The organism is Alcaligenes sp. GCM10023179, assembly GCF_042653705.1.
GTDB lineage: Bacteria > Pseudomonadota > Gammaproteobacteria > Burkholderiales > Burkholderiaceae_B > Alcaligenes > Alcaligenes phenolicus.
Genome location: NZ_JBHSIQ010000001.1, coordinates 776,518 through 794,772 on the forward strand (window position 1 = coordinate 776,518; position 18,255 = coordinate 794,772).

An 18,255-nucleotide genomic window follows, 5' to 3' on the forward strand; every position below is an offset into this window, starting at 1 on the left:
AGGTCCGTGTGAGGCCATCTGTTTTTAAAACGCCCAGCGCAGATTCATCTGTCCTTGCAGCGATGAATACCCGCCGCCGAACTGTGAACTGATGCTGGTGCCAATCGACAGACGCTCACTGCGTTGCCAGATCAGGCCAGTTCGCAGGCTCATCGTGTCGCGGGGCAGTACGCTATTGCGGGTATTGAACGTCGTATCTGTGGATGCAATGGCGAAACGGGCAGCTTGAGTCAGGTCGCGATCCAGCCATTCGTGATTCCAGCCAATGTCAACGTTCACGGCCAAGTTGCTGCCATCAGCCAGGGCGCGCTTCCATTCCGCCGTCAGCCCCAGGCTGGAGCGCAAGGCGTCTACGCGCTTGCTGTCCAGATGAAGTCGAGTGGCCGCATTGCCAGATTCGTCGACCGATGGGCGGGACACCAGGGCATAGTTCATGCTGGCAAAGGGGCCGACAGACAAGGATGGGTTCAACTGCCACAGGTAGCCTGTGCCAGCGTCAATCGACAGATTGCGTCCTGTCCAGTCGGACGAGTGCGTGGCCTGGTAGTCTCCAATGGCAATTTGCCTGCGCATATCGGCTTGTTCCAGACCCAGGCGCAGCCCGCTGAATGCAAAAAGACCTTCCCGAGCACCGGGGCGGTATTGCAGATGGGCTGCAAGGCCGAACGCGGTGGCTTTGCTCTTGCCGGAGTACGGGGCATCCGGCTTGACCGACAGGTCTGAAATATCCAGCTGCGCTCCCACGGCGAAGTCGGGGGCCGTTTCCAGGGCGCGTCCAGCTCCAACGATCAGGCCATAACTGTTGGCATCGTAGCCAAGCATGGACCCGCGCGTGTTTTGATCGCCACTGGCACCGAATACCAAGGCGTAGCCCTGCCAGTCAGTACCGGGCCGCAGCATGCTTTGGCTCAGGCCTTGGCGGGCGGTTTGCATGATCGAGCGCTCATGCATCAGGGAGCCGGCCATTGCAGCGCTGTAGCCTGCCGGTGATATCTGGTCCAGGGCGGCGGGTATTTGGGAGCCGTCCGTGGCCGAGAAGTCGAGCGCCTGGAACAGGCCTTGTGTGGCTGCTGGCCCGGCGGCGGCTAGTTTGAACAAGGCTTGGCCGGCTTCTTGCTGGTTCTCGTCGCGGCCATACTGGCTATAGGCATTGTTGGCTCGCGTGGCCGACAAGCGATAGCGTTCATTACCCAAGGGAGCGGCGTCAAATTGCAAGGTGGGTGATACGGAAGCGATTTGAGTGGTGCCGAAGCTGCCGCTGTAGCTGGTTGCTTCAACAAACGAGCCTGTGTCGACGGACCAGGCGTTTTGATACCAGTCGGCGGCGGGCGTCAGTTGCAGCGTGCCGGCCAGGTCAGCATGGCCACTGACGGCAAGGGTGTCGTGGCCGCCTTTGCCATCAAACTCGGCTAACAGGCGGCCCGTTGCTGTTTGTTGAAAGTCGCCATTTACATTGATACGCCCGATGGAGTTGCCAGGCGCCAGGGTGCCAGCATTAATCAGAGCATTGCCGCTGGCCAGATCAAAGCTGGCATTCCCGCCCAAGGTTGCCGCTTCCTTGATGGTGGCGCTGTGAACCTGCAAGGTGCCGTTCAGTTGCGTTGTGCCGCCGTCAAATGACAGGGCCAGATTGTCTTTGCCGGTGATGTTGCCGGCGTAGCTCAAGTGGAATGTGGCATCGGGCTGATCAATGCTGCGGCCCATCTTGTCGGCAGCCTGACCAAAGGACAGCGTAGTCAGACGCGGCTTGTTGTTGTCGTCGCGTTCTGCGTAATGCGACACTATATCGCCTTCAATTTGTGCACCTTGCATCAGGTTGATGCGCTCAACGTAGGCATTGTCAGAGATCAGGATGGCCGCTTCTTGACCTGCAACTCGCCCGCTGATGTCGGCTTGTTGAACTAGGGGGCCGTTCAGTTCGGGGAGCAGGGCTTCATTGCTGCCCTCGCTGCTACGGATGTAGGATCCACGTCGCTCGGTCTCGTTGCCTAGCGAGTTGGTGCCAAAATCAAAACGCAGGCCTACACCCTGAGGTCCGCTAGCCTGGATATCGCCGCGATGAACCAGTGTGTGTCCGCGTCCGTAGGCAAATTGAATGCCTCGCCCGTTCAAACCATCTGCGTAGATTCTGACGCCTGGATCGATGACAAGGGTGTTGTTCTCGCCATCGACCCGTATGCCTGCACCGCCTGATCCTGCTGCCAGCAGGTCAGCGGCTTGTCGGACCTGATTATTGCTGCCATAGATATGCAGGCCCAAGCCTAAAGTGGATTGGTTGTACTGACCTGGAAGGTAGTGGGTGCCCTGGGCATTGCGGGCAAAGAAGCCTTGTGTATTCACCAGTTCAAGGCCATCGCCGTAGATCGAGCGCCCGAAGAAGTTGCCCCGGTCAATGGTGTAGCCCAGGTCTTGCAGAACGGCCAGTTCAGCTTCCATGAAGCCCGAATAGTTACGGAAATTCTGGTGGCTCATGACGCTGTTTCGAAGTTCGATGTGGCTCATGAAGTTGTCATCTACGTCGCCGTTTTCCCCCAGTATCTTGACGGGCACGCCCTGCAGGCCTCCAGCCAGGACTTGCTCGATATTGGCACCGACCAGGAAACCCTTGTCCTGGCGCAGATCGAAGGCATCAGGGTCGTAAGAGGTGTTGCAGCCATTGCACAGAACTTTCTGTCCTGCCTGTGCTGGATTACCGTTGTCGTCCCTTAGCAGTTGCGTCCAGCTACTCAGCTGGCTTGCGAAATACGGTTGTATGTCCTGTTTATTGCCTCTGTTTTCTACGCTGCTCAAAATACCCAGCCCATGAGCAACCTCGTGAATGGTCGTCAGGAGTACGCTGTCTTTACCGGTCTGGGGTGTTTGTGTAAACGCCGGACTTGTTGCGTAGTCGTCTGTGCCCAGGCCAAACAAACCATGTCCACCTAACGGTAGCGAGCCGGCGGCAGGCGACAGGCCGAAGATATTTTGCTGCATTTGCGTGAACGGACTTTGGCCGTCATTGGCTTCGGGTGAGCCACCGTAGGCGTTGCCCGACACATTACTCGTACCGATATTGACGATGGTTGGGGGATTGTTACCTTGGGTCTGGAGTATTTCAGCCCAATAGCCCAAGCCGTCAACGATCTCGTTTTTGTAAGCTTCATGACCTTGCCAGCTCCAGGAGGACGTAGTGCCCTCGTCGTCGAATGGACCATCGTCAATTTCAAAAAAACGCGCGATAAAGACGGGGCGTCCCGAGGCGTTTTCTATGATTCTGTCTTCCAGGGCTTGAGCAGACAGTGGGGCAATGACAAGCGCCAGGGCGGCACACAGTTTTGTTGGTTTCATTGTTGGGCAGGTGTTGATGGCGCGAGATATTGTTTGCACTGGATGGCCCCTGAGGTAGAGGAAACAGTTTGATTAGAGTGGGGCGTTCATTGTTGCTGCATCGTGAGGGGCTGACGTAGGGGGAGCTACCTTGGTCTGCGTCGGGAAAATATATCAGATGGTGTCAAATGGATATGGATGGTTTTAAACCCTTGGCCCTGTTTTTTAAACGGGCGGTGGTTTGCCGAGGCCCAGGGATTGTGTGCTGGCAGGAGTGGTCGTTGTTTAAGAGGAGCCTTCTTCTGGGCGTGCCGTTTGGGCTTTAACCAGTGTCGCGTGTTTTCTTGTGGGGCCCGGGTACGGCTTGTCTTGGCGGGTCTCTTGCCCACGCTGCGCGTGGGTACCCTTGTCAGAGTGCTGGGGCGGGCGGGTCGTGAACTCGGAGCGCGGTTTGTCCCCCGGACAAACCGCAAGCGTGCTCCTCAAACAGCACGACCCTTGCATCCCGCCCCAGCACTCTGCCCGCGGCAAGAGCCCTGACTCGCCCGCCAAGCCGTACCCGGGCCCCACAAGAAAACCATCCACCGGCCTCACTCAAAGCCCAAACAGCACTGGCAGAGGAGGTGAAAGGAAAGAAGCCCTATTTTTCAAGGAATTAGCAAGGATTTGGTAGAGAGAAAACCATTGTGAGCCGTTCAGTCGGCCTGTTGATGTGTTGGGGCGGATCAGAGTACTTGCCGCGGGCAGGAGATAGCGTAGGGGTGCAAGCATCCTGCTGTTTGAGCGGGACGCTTGTGGTTCGTCCGGGGGACGAACCACCCCGCGAGGTTCTATGGTTTGGGTCAAGCTGTTTTAGGCGATAGTTTGGACGGGTCAAAGGCTTGTCCGCTTTTCCACACGGCATATGCAATGCGCAGCAACTTACGAGCCAGAATCACAATCGATTCTGTGCCCGCCAGGCCTCGGGCACGATACGCTTCATACAACGGTTTACATGCTGCACTGCGGCAGGCCGACATCGCAGCCAAATACAGTTGTCGGCGTAGCAGAGCCGGCCCACGCTTGCTGATACGACGACGGCCTCGCTTGGCCCCTGAGTCGTTGGGTCGGGGATCGAGCCCGCTATACGCGACTAAGGCATCCGCATTAGCAAAGGGAATACGATTGAGCAGTTCGGTCAACAAGGCCGCTGTCTGTTGACCGATGCCGCTCACACTACGCAGGCGCTGATACCCCCGTTCGAGCTGCGGGTCGTTCGCAATCAAATGCTGTATTTGTTGATCCATTGAGGCCAGCACAACATCAAATCCATGTTGCAACGCTTGGGTATCGACACCTGATAGATCCACGTCGGTAAAGGCCTGGCGTAAAGCGCTCTGGTGAGTGATCACTTGAGCGCGACGAGATAACAGTTGACGCAACTGTTGTTGCTCGGGGGTGAGCGGTTGCCAAGCTTGCAGGCTGGATTGATGCTCTTGCAGGTAGCGGACAATGACCTCGGCATCAATATTATCGGTCTTGGCCCGGCTGCCTAAGGCTCGTGCATAGTAAAAGACATCACGCGCGTTCAAGATATAGACCGTCAAGCCATGCAGATAAGCCAACTGGGCCAGTAAGGCGTGGTAACTGCCCGTTGACTCCATGGCAATCAGCGCGTGTTCTGACACTGTCTTTAACCAACGTGTAATGCCAGTCGCCGTGTTGGCAATGATGCAGGGCCGTTGGCCCGCTACGCTGATGACCAGCTCAGCCTTGGCAACATCAGCACCGATATAAAGCACAGTCGTTTGCATGGGAGCACCTCCAAAGCGCACAATGAGTAACGTCGGGGTGTACGCCATCCGGCTCGTTGACTTGCGTTCAGATCGGCGGTCGCGGTTCGATGAACGGCGCCGCTCAGTTCCTTATCGACGGTGATGGGTGGGGCGGGAGAGTTCTCGCGGTGTCGGTCCGGCATTGGCCGATCGTTCAGGATGTCCCTCCACCCCGACAACTTAACCATACAAGTTCAGGATGCGCCCGTAGCTATCTCCTGACTAGGGTACCGGTGCGTAGCACCGGCAAGTGCTCAGCCCGGACACATCAACAGGCCGACTGAATGGCGTTTTCACAGAGACTTCTTTTATCCACTAATCAATGTTCTTTCACCCAGCTTGTTCCTCCACGCTTCTTTCTATTAGTCTAGTGAGCGAAGTAATAAGCATTTTCGACGAGGCACCACATCGTTCAAAAGGAGCCAGGATGGCAGGGCAGCAGCATGTATCTGGAGTGGCGGGCATTATTCTGGCGGCGGGCCTGGGTAGGCGGTTCGATCCGTCGGGCCAGCAGTTGAAGCTATTGGCCAAGACTGAAGATGGCAGAACGATGGTGCGCCGCGTCTGTGAGACGGCTTTGTCCGTGCTCGATGAAGTGCTGCTTGTTTGTGATGTTCATGAGCAGATTTTGCGTCGGGAGCTGGGTGACTTGCCGATCGGTTTCGTTCAGGCACCTGATGCTATCCGCGGCATGGGCGTCAGTTTGAAGGCCGGGATACAGGCGTGCAGTCCCCGTTATGGTTATGTGGTTTTGCTGGCGGACATGCCTTGGTTGCGGCCAAGCACCGTAGCGGCAGTGGCCCAGGCTGTGCAGGATGGGGCCGGAATTGTACGCCCTGTTTTTAATGGCCAGCCTGGCAATCCGGTTGGCTTTGGATTGGAGTGGCATCAACCGCTTTTGGAGCTTCCTGACGAGCAGGGCGCGCGTGGCTTGTTGCAGGCCAACAAGGATCAGACCTTGTTTGTGCCTTTAGTGGATGAGGGGATCTTGCGCGATGTGGACACCCCCGGTGATTTGGGGATGTCCCAAGCATCCAATTAGCCGTGACCGCGCTGTTTGGCGATCTGCTGGCGCTCCAGACGGCCGATGTAGTGTTGAATTGCCATCTGCGTGGAGGCAGAAAGATCAATGAAGGTACAGCCCAAACGTTGAATCTGTTTGCCATTAGGCAGTTGCTGTGTTTCCGTACGCGCTACTTGTAGCGCTACAACAAAAGAACCGGCTTGCGGCAGTTCCAGCAGGGATTCGGTTTTATGCGTGCCGATCACCTCTGCCAGGGTTTGCGATTCGTCCACCAAAGACAAGCCGCCACCACTGATGTCGTGCAGCAGAAAGCTTTTGGACTCGTTATTCAAGCGCAAGATCACCATGGCCGGTTCGCTGACGGGTACGTTGACGCGGAAGAACTCACGTCGCTGCAAGCGGCGAATGGATTCGGGGATCGGGATCGCCAAGGCTGGCTGACCTTCGTAGGACACGACCTCTGGGGTGGGGCCCTGAAACGTCACCTTGATCTTGTCCAGCGAGGTCTCGAAATGGGTGTGTTCGGACTGCAGCAGATTGCGGGTTTTTTCTTCTTTGTTGGCGGTATCAATCACCACCACGTTATTGTCCAGATCAATATCCAGAATGGTGGTGACAATCCGGTCATTGCCCTGATTGGCTTCCATGTGCAGTAACAGGCCCCCTTTTTCGATAGCCCGTAAAACACGCAGAATTTCAAACTTGGACTGGATCTGATACGGATCGTCTTCGGTGGGAGGGAGCGTAGAAGTCATGGGTAGGGCGGCAAAAAGAGATCGGTAAGTGACTGTAAGGGATTGTACGCGCCAGAGTAACACTCTGGGCGCGCTTTGGCGTGTGAAGTCAGCTAGTTAACAGCCTAAGTATTTAGGCTTGGTTTAAATGATGCAGGGCACAACGTGCTGCTGCCAAATCCCACGCAGCCGAGCCTACTGATTTGAAGAACAAGGGCTTGTCTTTGGGGGCTGGGGTACGCAGCGCCTGGTGAATGCTGTGGACTTGCTCCCAGTCCACGTCGGCCTGGATCAGGTCGCCTGCTTCCTGGCGGGCGCCGGCGACATCGTCGGCATATAGACGGCTGGCCAGCAATGTGTGGGCCTCGAACTCGGCCATATCTGGTTGAAAGGCTCCCAAGCCAATCAGCAAGCGATCAAGGCGTGCGGGTTCGTGATACACGGGTGTCAGGCTGGAGGTCAGGGCGATCAGGACATCCGTTTTTTCCGGAACAGCCGTGGTGGCCTGGACCCGGTCCTCGAATCTGGCTTGCAAGGATGTGGCCACAGCCTGTGCACGGTCAGGGTTACGGCCCGTCAGGGTGACGCGTGCTTTGGGGTACAGCGTCATGATGGCATCGCAATGCGCGACAGCCTGTTGTCCGTACCCCAGCAAAGTGATGTGCTCCGGCCCTTGTGGCCACAGGGCTTGAATACCCAGCATGGATACCGCTGCAGTACGGCGTTCGGATAGGGTGGGAGCATCCAGAATCAGTAGCGGCAAGCCGTTCTGGGCGTCGTAGACGCTGACCAGGCCCTGGATACTGCCCAGTTCCTGCTGCTGGTTGTCCAGCATCACATTAGCCAGTTTATGAACACCTATATCGTGTGAGACCGCTGGCATGGACAGCATTTGCCCCGTTTTGGGATAGTCCAGAACCTGACGGGTTGGGGCGACGATAGTGCCAGCAGCATACTGGGCCATGGCTTTGCCTAGCTGGGCGACCAGTTCAGGATAGGGCAGGGCACGAGCAGTCTCTTCAGAGGACAGGACGGTATAGGAAGCTTGCGTCATTCCAGGGTCTCCATGGAGTCGGTCTGTGGGGGATGCCGGACTATTGAGAAATCAGTGTAGCGTAGGCCCAGCCCAGGGCAATAGGGCCTTTCCGCCAGTGATCTATTGACCCACCTTGACAATTAATCCGCCCCGCCTGGCGGCCTGTCGCGGCATAATGAGGCCTGATATCAGCACCTGCCCACGCGCGGGGCCGTGCATTGGGGAGAAAAATAATGAGTTTGCTTAATTCTGTTGTGTCGGCCTTGTCGGCTACGGATTCCAAATCCAAAGAGCAGGGCGCTTTGTTGCCCGCCTTGATTCAAGTCATCAGCAGCTATCCAGGCGGTTTGAGCGGCCTGATCGAGCGTTTTCGCTCGGGTGGTTTTGGTGATGTGGTGTCGTCCTGGATTTCGCAGGGCAGCAATCAGGAAATCGGCCAGCAGGATTTGCTGGGCGTGATGGGGCAACCGGCCATCAAGCAATTGGTGGATCTGTCGGGTTTGAATCAGCAAAGCGTGCTGGATAATCTGAAGATCATGCTGCCGTCCCTGATCAATCAAGCCAGCCCCAATGGTCAGTTTGACCCATCTCACATTACCGACGCCAGCAGCCTGCTGGGTGGTTTGACGCAGTTGTTTCGCAAGTCCTGATTCTCTTGCGTCCGTGACACGGTCTGTCTGACGGCCGTATTGCCAAGAATGAAAAAAGCCTGGAGTCGGTGCAATACCGATTCCAGGCTTTTTTGCTTGATGCAGAAAAACCTGTACAGCAATTCCGGCCTGTACAGGTTTTTGGGTCTTAGCCGCGTGCCGCTGCTTCCAGAGCTTGTTCCAGATCGGCCAGAATGTCGTCGATATGTTCCAGGCCAACGGACAGACGCACCATGTCTTCGCTCACGCCTACGGCGGCCAGTTCTTCGGCATTGAGCTGACGGTGAGTTGTGCTGGCAGGGTGGCAAGCCAGGGATTTGGCATCACCAATATTGACCAGACGCAGCACCAGGTTCAGCGCGTCGATAAAGCGAGTACCGGCTTCAATGCCGCCTTTGATACCAAAGGACAAAATCGCCGCAGGTTTGCCACCCATATAGCGCTTGGCCAGTTCATGATCCGGATGATCAGGCAAACCGGCGTACTTCACCCAGGACACTTGTGGGTGCTTGTTCAGATACTGGGCTACTTTCAGGGCGTTTTCTGTATGACGCTCCATGCGCAGAGGCAGGGTTTCGATGCCTTGCAGGATCTGGAAAGCGCTCAAGGGGGCCAGGGCAGCGCCGGTATTGCGCAGCGGAGCCACGCGGCAGCGGCCGATGAAGGCGGCTGGGCCAAAGGCTTCGGTATAGACCACGCCGTGGTAGGACGGGTCAGGGGTGTTCAGGATGGCAAAGCGATCTTTGTGCTCGGCCCAGGGGAACTTACCGGAGTCCACGACCATGCCCGCAATGGTGGTGCCGTGACCGCCCATGTATTTGGTCAGCGAGTGCACAACAATGTCGGCACCGTGTTCGATAGGACGGCACAGGGCAGGCGAGGCCACGGTATTGTCTACAATCAGGGGTACGCCATGACGGTGAGCGGCATCGGCCAGTGCACGGATATCGATGATGTTGCCAGCCGGGTTGCCGATGGTTTCGCAGAACACGGCACGAGTGCGGTCGTCGATCAGGGCTTCCAGTGCTTCGATATCATTGGGTTGGGCAAATTTGACGGTAATGCCCTGACGCGGGAAGGAGTGCGCGAACAGGTTGTAGGTGCCGCCGTACAGTTTACTGACGGACACAATGTTATCGCCGGCCTCTGCAATCGTTTGGATAGCATACGTGATGGCTGCCATGCCAGAGGCTACTGCCAAGCCCGCAATCCCGCCTTCCAATGCTGCAACACGCTCTTCAAGCACGGCATTGGTGGGGTTCATGATGCGGGTGTAAATATTGCCGGGCACCTTCAGGTCAAACAGATCCGCGCCGTGTTGCGTGTTGTCGAAAGCGTAGGAAGTGGTCTGGTAAATCGGAACAGCAACGGCTTTTGTGGTCGGATCTGGCTGGTAGCCAGCATGAATGGCAAGAGTCTCTAGTTTCATGGTTAATTCTGGAATTGATGATCAAGTGGCTTATATAAGACAAAGCAAGCATAACCCCTGTATGTAGAGAAAAGCATCTAAGGGCGCAGACATTAATACTATGCCTTTATTTCTTTTGGTAATAATGGCGAATTACTGACAACAGGCTCTGCTTTTTAAAGTGCGGGTGGATATTTCTTATTTTCGTTACTTCGCAATGGCCCGACATGGGTTAGCATTTCGTATCCGGGCAGATGGCGTGTTGCATCCTGCCCCGAGGTCCTAGAGGCTTACATGAAAGTATGGTTTAAGCGGGGCTTATTCAGCCTCGTCGTTTTAGCTATTGTCACAGTGGTAGGCGGGGCGATTTTCCTGCTGACATTCAATCCCAATTCGTACAAGCAGAAGCTGGCTGACATCGTCCAGCAAAAGTATCAGCGTACGCTCAAGATTGACGGTGATATCGAACTTTCTTTATTTCCCCGCATTGGCCTGTCCGTGCAGGGGCTGTCCCTGTCTGACCGTAATTCGGAAGATCCTTTCGCTTCTTTGGAAAGCGCCCGGTTTGCGGTGGCCTTGTGGCCTTTGATCAATAACCGCCTGGTAGTGGACCACGTTGCTGTTACCGGCTTCAAAGCCTGGATTGTGCGCGATGAAGAGGGCAAGCTGAATTTTGACGACTTGCTGCAAGCCCCGCCGGCTGGCCCTCACCTTCCCCTTGCCCGCTCGGGCGTATCCTTGTTGCCCGCAGCACAAGCTGCCGAGGCGCCTCAGACAGCCGAGCCTGCACCCGAATCCTTGCCTGTTCCTGAATTGATTGCCAAGCGCTCGGGCAGCGAAACGGATTTCCAGATTGATATTGCAGGTCTGAGCCTGAAGGGTGGTGAGATTCATTACTTCAGCAAACGCAGCAATGTAATTGGCCGTTTGTTGCAGCTGGAAGTGAACACGGGCCGCATGACCTTTGGTCAGCCTTTTGATGTAGCTTTCAAGAGCCGCTTGTCGGGGGACTATCCCGTGGCGGATGGTGTGCTGGAAGGGCAAGGGCAACTGAGTCTGGACCCTGCTTCCAAATCCTACGGTGCGCAAAAGCTGAACTTGAGTTTTATCGGTGATCTGGACCAGCTGCAGGCACAAAGCCTGACACTTAAGGGCAATGTGGCCTACAAGTCGGCCCAACGCCAGTTCAGCGCCACCAATCTGGATACCCAATTGCAAGGTCAGTGGTTGGGCGCTTACCCGGTCAGCGATCTGAATGCCACGCTAAATACGCCCAAGATGGAAATCGACAGCGTCAGCGACCTGGTGTCTTTCGAGAAGCTGGCTCTGCGTGTTCGTGGCAAAAATGAAGATCAGAATCTGGATCTGGCCCTGGATGTGCCTCGTATCCAGGTATCGCCTGCCCAGGCTGAAGGCTCGCCTGTCGTTGCCAGCCTGAAAGTCAGCGGCCCCAAGGTCCTGGGTTTGGGTTTGACGTTGCAAGGCTTGTCCGGTAACAGCCAGGAATTGATATTTGAGCAGGCCAAGCTGGACGGCGCCATCAAACAAGGCAGCCGTGTGGCGCAATTGAAGGCCAGTTCCCCCATGCAGTGGCAACCATCGAATGAGTGGCTGCGTCTGCCCGAGATTCAAGCCAATATCCGCGTGGAAGACGAGGCCGACGCAGGTAGCCGCTTCGAGATGCCGCTGACGGGCCAGGCAGACCTGAACAAAGGCAAACAAGAATACAGTGCGCAGCTAAGCAGTAGCACCGAGCAGGCTCAAGGCAGTCTGGATGTGAGCTTGCAAGATAAGGGTAAAGGGCCGTTGCTGAACGCGGTACTCAAAGCGGACAAGCTGGACCTGGACGAACTGCGTTCGATTTTCTGGGTGACAGCCCCCGAAGTGGTGACCCCACCGGAGCCGGAGCCAGAGGCTGAAGTGCCGGAAGCCGCTGCCGAGCAGGAGCCGGGCGCAGAGGAAGCTGAACAAGTCGAGCAGCCCAAGGCAGAGCAGGCAGAGGCGGCTCCCGCAGCCGAAGAAGTGGTTGAAGAAGCTTCCTCTTACGCTTGGCTGGATACGCTCAGCTTTGATCTGCGTTTTGAAATCGAAAAGCTGCGCAGCCTGGGTGTGGTGATGGATCAGGTGAAAGCTCAGGTCAAGAACCAGGGCCAGTTGATCAATTTGTCGCAGTTCAATGCGCAGGCGTATGAAGGTCAGCTTCAGGCCAAGGCCAAGGTTGAGCCCGGCAAGCGCTTCGAATTGGGCCTGAAGCTGCAGCAAATGCAGGTCGGTTCGCTCTTGCTGGATGCGTTCGGCAATGACTACCTGGCCGGCAAGGGCAATGTGGATCTGAACCTGAAGGCTCAAGGTGCCACAAGCCAGGAGCGTCTGAATGCTCTGGAAGGCGGCCTGACGGTCGATTTGCATGACGGTAGCTGGCGCAGCGTTGATCTGGACCAGAGCGTGCGCGATATCAACGAAGCCGTGCGCAATGCCTTTGGCGGTCAGATTCCTTTGCTGCTGCCCCAGTCCGATCCTTTGCGCCGCACGGTGTTGAACCGTTTGCAGGGCAGTCTGGATATCAAGAAAGGGCAAGCGACTTTCCGTAATTTACGGGCCACCACCCCGATTCTGACGGTGACAGCGGCTAAAGGCGCCACGCTGGACCTGGTAAATCAGCAAGCAGATGTGACTTTGCAGGCTCGCCTGAACCACAACAATCTGGCCGTGGAAGAGCGCAAGTCCTTCCAGGACCTGCGCAATGTGCTGATTCCTATCCATATCTCCGGCCCCTGGACAGGGCTGTCCTACCAGATTCAGTGGAAAGACATTGCCAGCAACTCCATCAAGAAGGCACTGCAAGACGGTTTGCTGGATTTGTTGAGCCAGCAAGCGTCAGAAGCTAAAGCAGAGTCCACCCCCGATGTGAAGTCCGAGGTGAAGCAGATCATCAAGGAAGAGTTGGGGGCCAAGGTTCCACAAACCGTGGGCGAAGCCATGAAGCAGTGGTTCAAGCCATGAGCACAAGTTCAGCGTTAAGTTCGCCTGACCAGACGGTTTGCCTGTTGCAAGGCGGCCCGTCCCTTAGTGACGGCAAGGCACTGGCTTGCAAGGGGCGATGGGTGCTGGGGAACGATCAGGGGCAGGTTCTGGCCGCCGATGCGCTGCCTGCTTTGGCCGAGCTCAGTATGGAACTGCGTTTTGGCCAGCTGGTGTTGCGCGCTCCCGGTATGTTGCGCCTGGATATTGAAGTGGATGTTATTGAAGACGATCCGGATTCCTTTTCCCTGTGGCAGGAAAATGGGCAATCCGTGCAATTGGTAGACGAAGGGGATTTGCCTGCCCAGTGGTTCAGCCGCTATACAGGCCAGTCGCTGCGTCTGTTAAAGCGTTTGCCCCAGGCTGAGTAAGCTGTCTGCGCGGTGATCCATATAGAACAAGCCCTGCTCATGGCAGGGCTTTTTTTATTCTGCTTATGTCGTAGGTTCGGACTGTAGCCGGCGATAGCGGGCAAGCAGCGTTTCCTGGCTTTCCTGGTGCTGGGGGTGAACCTCGATACATTCGACCGGGCACACTACCACACACTGCGGCTCATCAAAGTGGCCGACGCATTCTGTACACAGGTTGGGATTGATCTCGTAGATCTCCTCGCCCATGTAAATAGCCAGGTTAGGGCACTGCGGCTCACAAACGTCGCAGTTAATGCATTCTTCAGTAATGTGCAGTGCCATAGCGCAGTGTCCTGATAAGCGTGGTCCTTGGATTTGACCAGTCGGTCACCCTACAGTGTAGTACGGACCGCTGCGCAGGGCGAGTTCAGGTGGCTGAAACCGTTTGCTGATTGCGTTCCTTGGCTTTGGTTTGTAGCCAACGCTCCACGGACGGGAACACAAATTTGCCTACATCACCGCCCAGAATGGCAATTTCGCGCACGATGGTGCCGGAGATGAACTGGTACTGATCCGAAGGAGTCATGAACATGGTCTCGACTTCGGGCAGCAGGTGACGGTTCATGCCCGCCATTTGAAATTCGTACTCAAAATCGGACACGGCGCGCAGGCCACGTACGATAACGCGACCATTTTGTTCGCGTACAAAGTCCTTGAGCAGGCCGGAAAAGCTTTTCACTTCCACGTTTGGATAGTGGCTGAGCACTTCGGAGGCGATCTCAACACGCTCTTCAACGGTGAAGAAAGGGCGCTTGTTCTGGCTGGAGGCCACACCGACCACAACGTGATCGAAAAGGTTGGCGGCTCGCCGGACCAAGTCTTCATGGCCTCGTGTCAGGGGGTCGAAGGTGCCGGGGTAAACAGCTGTGATCATGGTGCATCCGCGTAAGTGGTTCAAGTTGGCAGGTCGGAGTCCGGGGGGAGCGGTGCAGGCGTCCCGGAAAATTCGGCATTATTGACTGTTTTTTGCATCGCAGCAAATCGCAACAAATGATAATGTACCTGCCCTGCCTTATCCTGTCGTAGTATCCCGTATTGATCTGGGGCTTGTATAGGGGTTTCGGACTCAATGTAAACCAGTGCGTCCGGTGCCAGCACATTGGGCAGCAAGGGCCAGATACGTTCCATCCAGTCCTGCGCAAAGGGCGGGTCTATGAAGACCAGATCGTAGCGCATCTGGCTGCGCTCCAGAATATGGAGGGCGTCGCCCGCATGGATACGGACGTGGTCTGCCTTGAGTTTGGTACGCAGGCTGCGCAAATTGCTGACAGCGGGTCCGTGGCGTTCCACCATTTGTACAAAGGCGACACCGCGCGAGGCCGCTTCAAAGCCCAGGGCTCCGCTACCGGCAAACAGATCCAGCACGTTCTTGTTGCTGAATTGACCGCCCCAGAAGTGGTTAAGCCAGTTAAACAGCGTTTCGCGCACACGATCCGGGGTGGGCCGCAGACCGGGTGCATCGACGACTGAAATCGGTGTGCGGCGGTAATCACCACCTACAATACGGACAGCATGTTTTCTCATTAGCGCTTTGATCGGATAATGTGGTCATTCAACAGAATTTTCTAGTGTAAATCGTATGTTCAGTTTTTTTAAAAGAAAGAAGGCCAAGCCAGAGCCACAAGTCACTCAAACGGAGCTGACCGAGCCGCTTTCTCCTGCCCCGTCTCAGCCCCAGGCTGACGCGGCAGATGCATCCCCCGCTGTATCGCAGGAGCAAAGCACGCCGGTTCAAACGCCGGTGGCCTCGCCTGCTGTGGCTTTGGATAGCCAGGCAGCCAGCCAGGCTGAACATCGCGCTGCTTCCGAGTCTACGCCCACGCAGCCAGAGGTGCCACAACCCGCCCCGGCCAGTGTCCCGACCCCAGAGCCTGCCCGTGTCCACGAGCCGCAAGTGCAGCCCGTACCTGAACCCGTTCGTATTCCCGAGCCGGAGGTGCAGCCTGTGCCGGAGCCAAGCCGTGCTCCGGAGCCCGAGGTCGAGCCAGTGCCTGAACCCGAGGTGCAGCCGATTCCCGAGCCGGTACCGCAACCGGAACCCGAGATACAGCCGACTCCTGAACCGGAGCCAGAGATTGTTCCAGTTCCTGCGCCACAGCCTGACCCAGCACCTGCCCCGACGCCAGAGCCAGAAGCCGCCGCACCTGTGGTGAAAACTTCCTGGATGGCACGCTTGAAACAGGGCTTGTCGCGTACCGGTCAGAGCTTGAGCAGCCTGTTCGTCGGTGCCAAGGTTGATGAAACGCTGTTCGAGGAACTGGAAGACGCCTTGCTGATGGCAGACGCGGGTGTTGAGGCTACCGAGAAACTGATTACCGCTTTGCGTGCTCGTGTTCGTAAGGAAAAAATCAGCGATGCAGCCCAAGTCAAACAAGCCCTGTGCGACATCCTGACCGATCATTTGAAGCCCCTGGAGAAATCCTTTCCTCTGGAATCGAGCAAACCACTGGTAGTCATGATTGCCGGGGTGAATGGTGCAGGTAAAACCACGTCTATCGGTAAGTTGGCCCACACCTTCCAGGAGCAGGGCGCAAAAGTCTTGTTGGCCGCCGGTGATACCTTCCGTGCTGCTGCTCGTGAACAGCTGATTGAGTGGGGCACCCGCAATAACGTCAGTGTTATTGCTCAGGACGGTGGTGACCCCGCCGCGGTGGCGTTTGATGCCGTGCATGCAGGGCGTGCCCGCGATATGGGCGTGGTCATGGTGGATACCGCCGGCCGCTTGCCAACCCAGCTTCACCTGATGGAAGAGCTCAAGAAGATCAAGCGCGTCATCGGCAAGGCCGATGGTCAGGCTCCTCATGAAATTCTCTTGGTTGTGGACGGCAATACCGGCCAGAACGCCATTTCGCAGATCCGTGCCTTTGATGCAGCCTTGGGTCTGACTGGCCTGGTGGTTACCAAGCTGGACGGCACGGCCAAAGGCGGTACGCTGGCTGCCGTTGCTGCCTGTGCGCAAGGCGTACGTCCTATTCCGGTTTACTGGATTGGCGTGGGCGAGGGCATGCAGGATCTGCAGGCCTTTGTGGCCCGTGAGTTTGCGTCGGCCTTGTTGGGCATGAACGCTTAAATCCAAGTTTGGCTGTCAAAAAAGCGGCGATGCCTGTAAAGACATCGCCGCTTTTTTATCCCTGGGCCGACCAGGAAAAGAGCACTACGTAGTAGCAAACCAAGGCTCAGTGCACAGTGGGCTTTTCAGTGCTTTTGGCGTTCAGCGTCGCAGAAGCTCTGTTTGCGGCTGATGCTGATCCAAGGCATTGAGCGCATGCTGTGCATGGGCGGCACGACCTTGACGGGCATGCGTCAGCCAGTCCCGCGCAAACTGCGCTTGTTCGGGGTTGGCCGCATGTTGGGCATACCAATCCAGCGCCACGTCCACGTCGGTGACTGCACCAATCAAGGCCTGACATTCGCGCAGCACTTTGTGCAGCCCTTGCTTGTCGGCTGCGCTGGGCAAAAACTCCAGGCAGTAGCGCAGGCTCTTGATACGGTTGCGCAAACGATGCTGCTTGTCCTGGCTGATCTGCGCAAAGCGTTGGCTGCGTAGTTGAATTGTCTGGAACCAGCGGCTGATACGGGCTTCGATCAAATGTTCGGGCTGAGGTACACCGTTCAGTTCCAGCGTAGGGCCGCAAATCAGGCTTTGCAGATTACTTAACAGCAGGGACTGAAACTCGGCTGCACTGGCCAATTGGACCGGGTCGTGCTCCAGATGGGCGGGAGTAGGCTCAGGTGCGGGGCCGGGCATTCCCGCTTGCAGCAGCAAGGGGGTGATTTCCAGGTGTACCAGGTCATGGTCGCGTGCCTGACCAAACAGACCAAAATAATGTGTCAGGCGCGTATTGGCATACCCTTCGCTAGCCGATAGCCACATTTTGAACAGCTTGCGGCAGGAGCGCAGACGGCGCAGACCCACGCGCATCAAGGCCAGATAGTCGGCCTGACGGGAAGAGTCCGGACGTATGCCATCCACGCCGGCCAGCAAGGCGGCATTGCGAATGACCTGTTCCAGGCTCATGGTGGCACTCAGGCTATAAAACTGTTCCAGATCTTCGGTGTCAACAAAATGCGGTTTGGGCAGGTCGTAGGCTTTGCGGGTCAGGGCCGCAGCTACCTGTTCGGGCGTCAGATCCAGACTTTCCGATTTGGCCCGGCGGCGGTCCGCCAGACTGGCCAGGGCATCACCACGCTCGGACTTGCTGCGCATCTCCAGAATCAGGCCATGTTTGTACAGCCAGCGCTGGCCAACCTCAAACATGGTCAGGCTCTCGCCCTTGATCAGCTCAATTTCCAGCTCGTTGACCAGCAGCTTCAAACCATTGGATTCGATATGGCCCACATCGTAGGCCAGCTCCAGTTCAGACTGGCCTTGCTTGATCAGGGCCAGCTCGCGCTGGATGCGGGTTTGATAACGCGCTTGAATCTGATCCGCGTAACGAGCCAGCGCAGCGTGGGCGGGTGTGTCCTGATACAGACTCAGGTCCAGTTCCGGGCCGGGACGGGGGTGATTGATTTCAATGCGGGACAGGGTATCAGGACCGGGCAGTTTGACGGTCTGAACCCATTGCTCGCCTTCCTTGCGCAGACGCAAGGCGATACTCGAGCGCGCCAAATCGCGTTCGGGCGTATCAAAGTAAATGGCATTTAAGGTAATGCTACCCGTGCGTACTGCGTCAAAGGCGGTCAATAAACCGGGACGGGCACTCTCGGGTACAAAAAATTTCAGTTCTTGTTCTAGCACAGCATCGCACTCGAGAAATCACCCACAACAGGTGGGCGGATAAAACGATTATTTTGCATGTAAACCAGCCAAACTTGAAGTGTCGACACCCGTATAAGTGTGTGTAGTCAT

General features: G+C 56.5%; 14 protein-coding genes. 5 read left to right on the top strand and 9 right to left on the bottom strand.

The window, feature by feature from the left end; genetic code table 11:
• Window positions 1-24: 24 nt before the first annotated feature.
• Both ACFPDR_RS03420 and ACFPDR_RS03425 read right to left on the bottom strand, forming a co-directional pair.
• Entirely contained in the window at window positions 25-3,327 is a 3,303-nt protein-coding gene (locus ACFPDR_RS03420) for an autotransporter outer membrane beta-barrel domain-containing protein (protein ID WP_376910558.1), read from the bottom strand.
• Window positions 3,328-4,148: 821 nt separating this feature from the next.
• Entirely contained in the window at window positions 4,149-5,099 is a 951-nt protein-coding gene (locus ACFPDR_RS03425; protein WP_060186598.1) for an IS110 family transposase, read from the bottom strand.
• Window positions 5,100-5,547: 448 nt separating this feature from the next.
• On the opposite strand from ACFPDR_RS03425, the gene ACFPDR_RS03430 reads away from it, so the two are divergent.
• Window positions 5,548-6,162 carry a nucleotidyltransferase family protein gene (locus ACFPDR_RS03430; RefSeq protein ID WP_376910560.1) on the top strand — a complete coding sequence of 205 codons (615 nt, stop codon included), beginning with the start codon at window positions 5,548-5,550 and terminating at the stop codon, window positions 6,160-6,162.
• Here ACFPDR_RS03430 and ACFPDR_RS03435 read toward each other — a convergent pair.
• Complete coding sequence (locus tag ACFPDR_RS03435) at window positions 6,159-6,899, bottom strand: flagellar brake protein (RefSeq protein WP_035273382.1); 741 nt, start codon at window positions 6,897-6,899, stop codon at window positions 6,159-6,161. The two genes, ACFPDR_RS03430 and ACFPDR_RS03435, sit on opposite strands and share 4 nt — an antisense overlap.
• 112 nt (window positions 6,900-7,011) lie before the next feature.
• On the bottom strand, window positions 7,012-7,932 hold the full coding sequence (locus ACFPDR_RS03440) for a delta(1)-pyrroline-2-carboxylate reductase family protein (RefSeq protein WP_321388490.1): 921 nt from the start codon (window positions 7,930-7,932) through the stop codon (window positions 7,012-7,014).
• Between the two features lie 215 nt (window positions 7,933-8,147).
• On the opposite strand from ACFPDR_RS03440, the gene ACFPDR_RS03445 reads away from it, so the two are divergent.
• Window positions 8,148-8,564: a YidB family protein gene (locus tag ACFPDR_RS03445; RefSeq protein ID WP_022983226.1), complete on the top strand. Its 417-nt coding sequence runs from the start codon at window positions 8,148-8,150 to the stop codon at window positions 8,562-8,564.
• 148 nt (window positions 8,565-8,712) lie between these two features.
• Here ACFPDR_RS03445 and ACFPDR_RS03450 read toward each other — a convergent pair whose 3' ends face one another.
• Window positions 8,713-9,993 (bottom strand): bifunctional O-acetylhomoserine aminocarboxypropyltransferase/cysteine synthase, encoded by a 1,281-nt coding sequence (locus tag ACFPDR_RS03450; RefSeq protein WP_035273377.1) that lies wholly within the window; start codon window positions 9,991-9,993, stop codon window positions 8,713-8,715.
• A 273-nt stretch (window positions 9,994-10,266) separates the two neighbouring features.
• On the opposite strand from ACFPDR_RS03450, the gene ACFPDR_RS03455 reads away from it, so the two are divergent.
• Both ACFPDR_RS03455 and ACFPDR_RS03460 read left to right on the top strand, forming a co-directional pair.
• Window positions 10,267-12,975 (top strand): AsmA family protein, encoded by a 2,709-nt coding sequence (locus ACFPDR_RS03455; protein ID WP_115634359.1) that lies wholly within the window; start codon window positions 10,267-10,269, stop codon window positions 12,973-12,975.
• Window positions 12,972-13,364, top strand: coding sequence for an MOSC N-terminal beta barrel domain-containing protein (locus tag ACFPDR_RS03460; protein ID WP_115634358.1), 393 nt, complete (start codon window positions 12,972-12,974; stop codon window positions 13,362-13,364). Before ACFPDR_RS03455 ends, ACFPDR_RS03460 begins: the two co-directional genes overlap by 4 nt.
• 63 nt (window positions 13,365-13,427) lie before the next feature.
• Here the strand turns inward: ACFPDR_RS03460 and ACFPDR_RS03465 are convergent, their stop codons facing one another.
• From ACFPDR_RS03465 to rsmD, 3 genes are all read right to left on the bottom strand, one after another.
• On the bottom strand, window positions 13,428-13,685 hold the full coding sequence (locus ACFPDR_RS03465; protein WP_226349434.1) for a YfhL family 4Fe-4S dicluster ferredoxin: 258 nt from the start codon (window positions 13,683-13,685) through the stop codon (window positions 13,428-13,430).
• A gap of 85 nt (window positions 13,686-13,770) precedes the next feature.
• Window positions 13,771-14,277 carry a pantetheine-phosphate adenylyltransferase gene (gene coaD / locus ACFPDR_RS03470; RefSeq protein WP_009454773.1) on the bottom strand — a complete coding sequence of 169 codons (507 nt, stop codon included), beginning with the start codon at window positions 14,275-14,277 and terminating at the stop codon, window positions 13,771-13,773.
• 20 nt (window positions 14,278-14,297) lie between these two features.
• Complete coding sequence (gene rsmD / locus ACFPDR_RS03475; protein WP_226349433.1) at window positions 14,298-14,927, bottom strand: 16S rRNA (guanine(966)-N(2))-methyltransferase RsmD; 630 nt, start codon at window positions 14,925-14,927, stop codon at window positions 14,298-14,300.
• 463 nt (window positions 14,928-15,390) lie between these two features.
• Here rsmD and ftsY point away from each other — a divergent pair, with 463 nt between their 5' ends.
• Window positions 15,391-16,473, top strand: a complete 1,083-nt coding sequence (ftsY, locus tag ACFPDR_RS03480; protein WP_371478820.1) for a signal recognition particle-docking protein FtsY — start codon at window positions 15,391-15,393, stop codon at window positions 16,471-16,473.
• Between the two features lie 141 nt (window positions 16,474-16,614).
• On the opposite strand, the gene ACFPDR_RS03485 is transcribed toward ftsY, so the two are convergent.
• On the bottom strand, window positions 16,615-18,144 hold the full coding sequence (locus tag ACFPDR_RS03485) for a CYTH and CHAD domain-containing protein (RefSeq protein ID WP_022983223.1): 1,530 nt from the start codon (window positions 18,142-18,144) through the stop codon (window positions 16,615-16,617).
• Window positions 18,145-18,255 lie beyond the last annotated feature (111 nt).

Coding starts and splice junctions, on each gene's coding strand:
- ACFPDR_RS03420 (WP_376910558.1), bottom strand. CDS start 3,327: ATGAAACCAACAAAACTGTGTGCCGCCCTGGCGCTTGTCATTGCCCCA.
- ACFPDR_RS03425 (WP_060186598.1), bottom strand. CDS start 5,099: ATGCAAACGACTGTGCTTTATATCGGTGCTGATGTTGCCAAGGCTGAG.
- ACFPDR_RS03430 (WP_376910560.1), top strand. CDS start 5,548: ATGGCAGGGCAGCAGCATGTATCTGGAGTGGCGGGCATTATTCTGGCG.
- ACFPDR_RS03435 (WP_035273382.1), bottom strand. CDS start 6,899: ATGACTTCTACGCTCCCTCCCACCGAAGACGATCCGTATCAGATCCAG.
- ACFPDR_RS03440 (WP_321388490.1), bottom strand. CDS start 7,932: ATGACGCAAGCTTCCTATACCGTCCTGTCCTCTGAAGAGACTGCTCGT.
- ACFPDR_RS03445 (WP_022983226.1), top strand. CDS start 8,148: ATGAGTTTGCTTAATTCTGTTGTGTCGGCCTTGTCGGCTACGGATTCC.
- ACFPDR_RS03450 (WP_035273377.1), bottom strand. CDS start 9,993: ATGAAACTAGAGACTCTTGCCATTCATGCTGGCTACCAGCCAGATCCG.
- ACFPDR_RS03455 (WP_115634359.1), top strand. CDS start 10,267: ATGAAAGTATGGTTTAAGCGGGGCTTATTCAGCCTCGTCGTTTTAGCT.
- ACFPDR_RS03460 (WP_115634358.1), top strand. CDS start 12,972: ATGAGCACAAGTTCAGCGTTAAGTTCGCCTGACCAGACGGTTTGCCTG.
- ACFPDR_RS03465 (WP_226349434.1), bottom strand. CDS start 13,685: ATGGCACTGCACATTACTGAAGAATGCATTAACTGCGACGTTTGTGAG.
- coaD (WP_009454773.1), bottom strand. CDS start 14,277: ATGATCACAGCTGTTTACCCCGGCACCTTCGACCCCCTGACACGAGGC.
- rsmD (WP_226349433.1), bottom strand. CDS start 14,927: ATGAGAAAACATGCTGTCCGTATTGTAGGTGGTGATTACCGCCGCACA.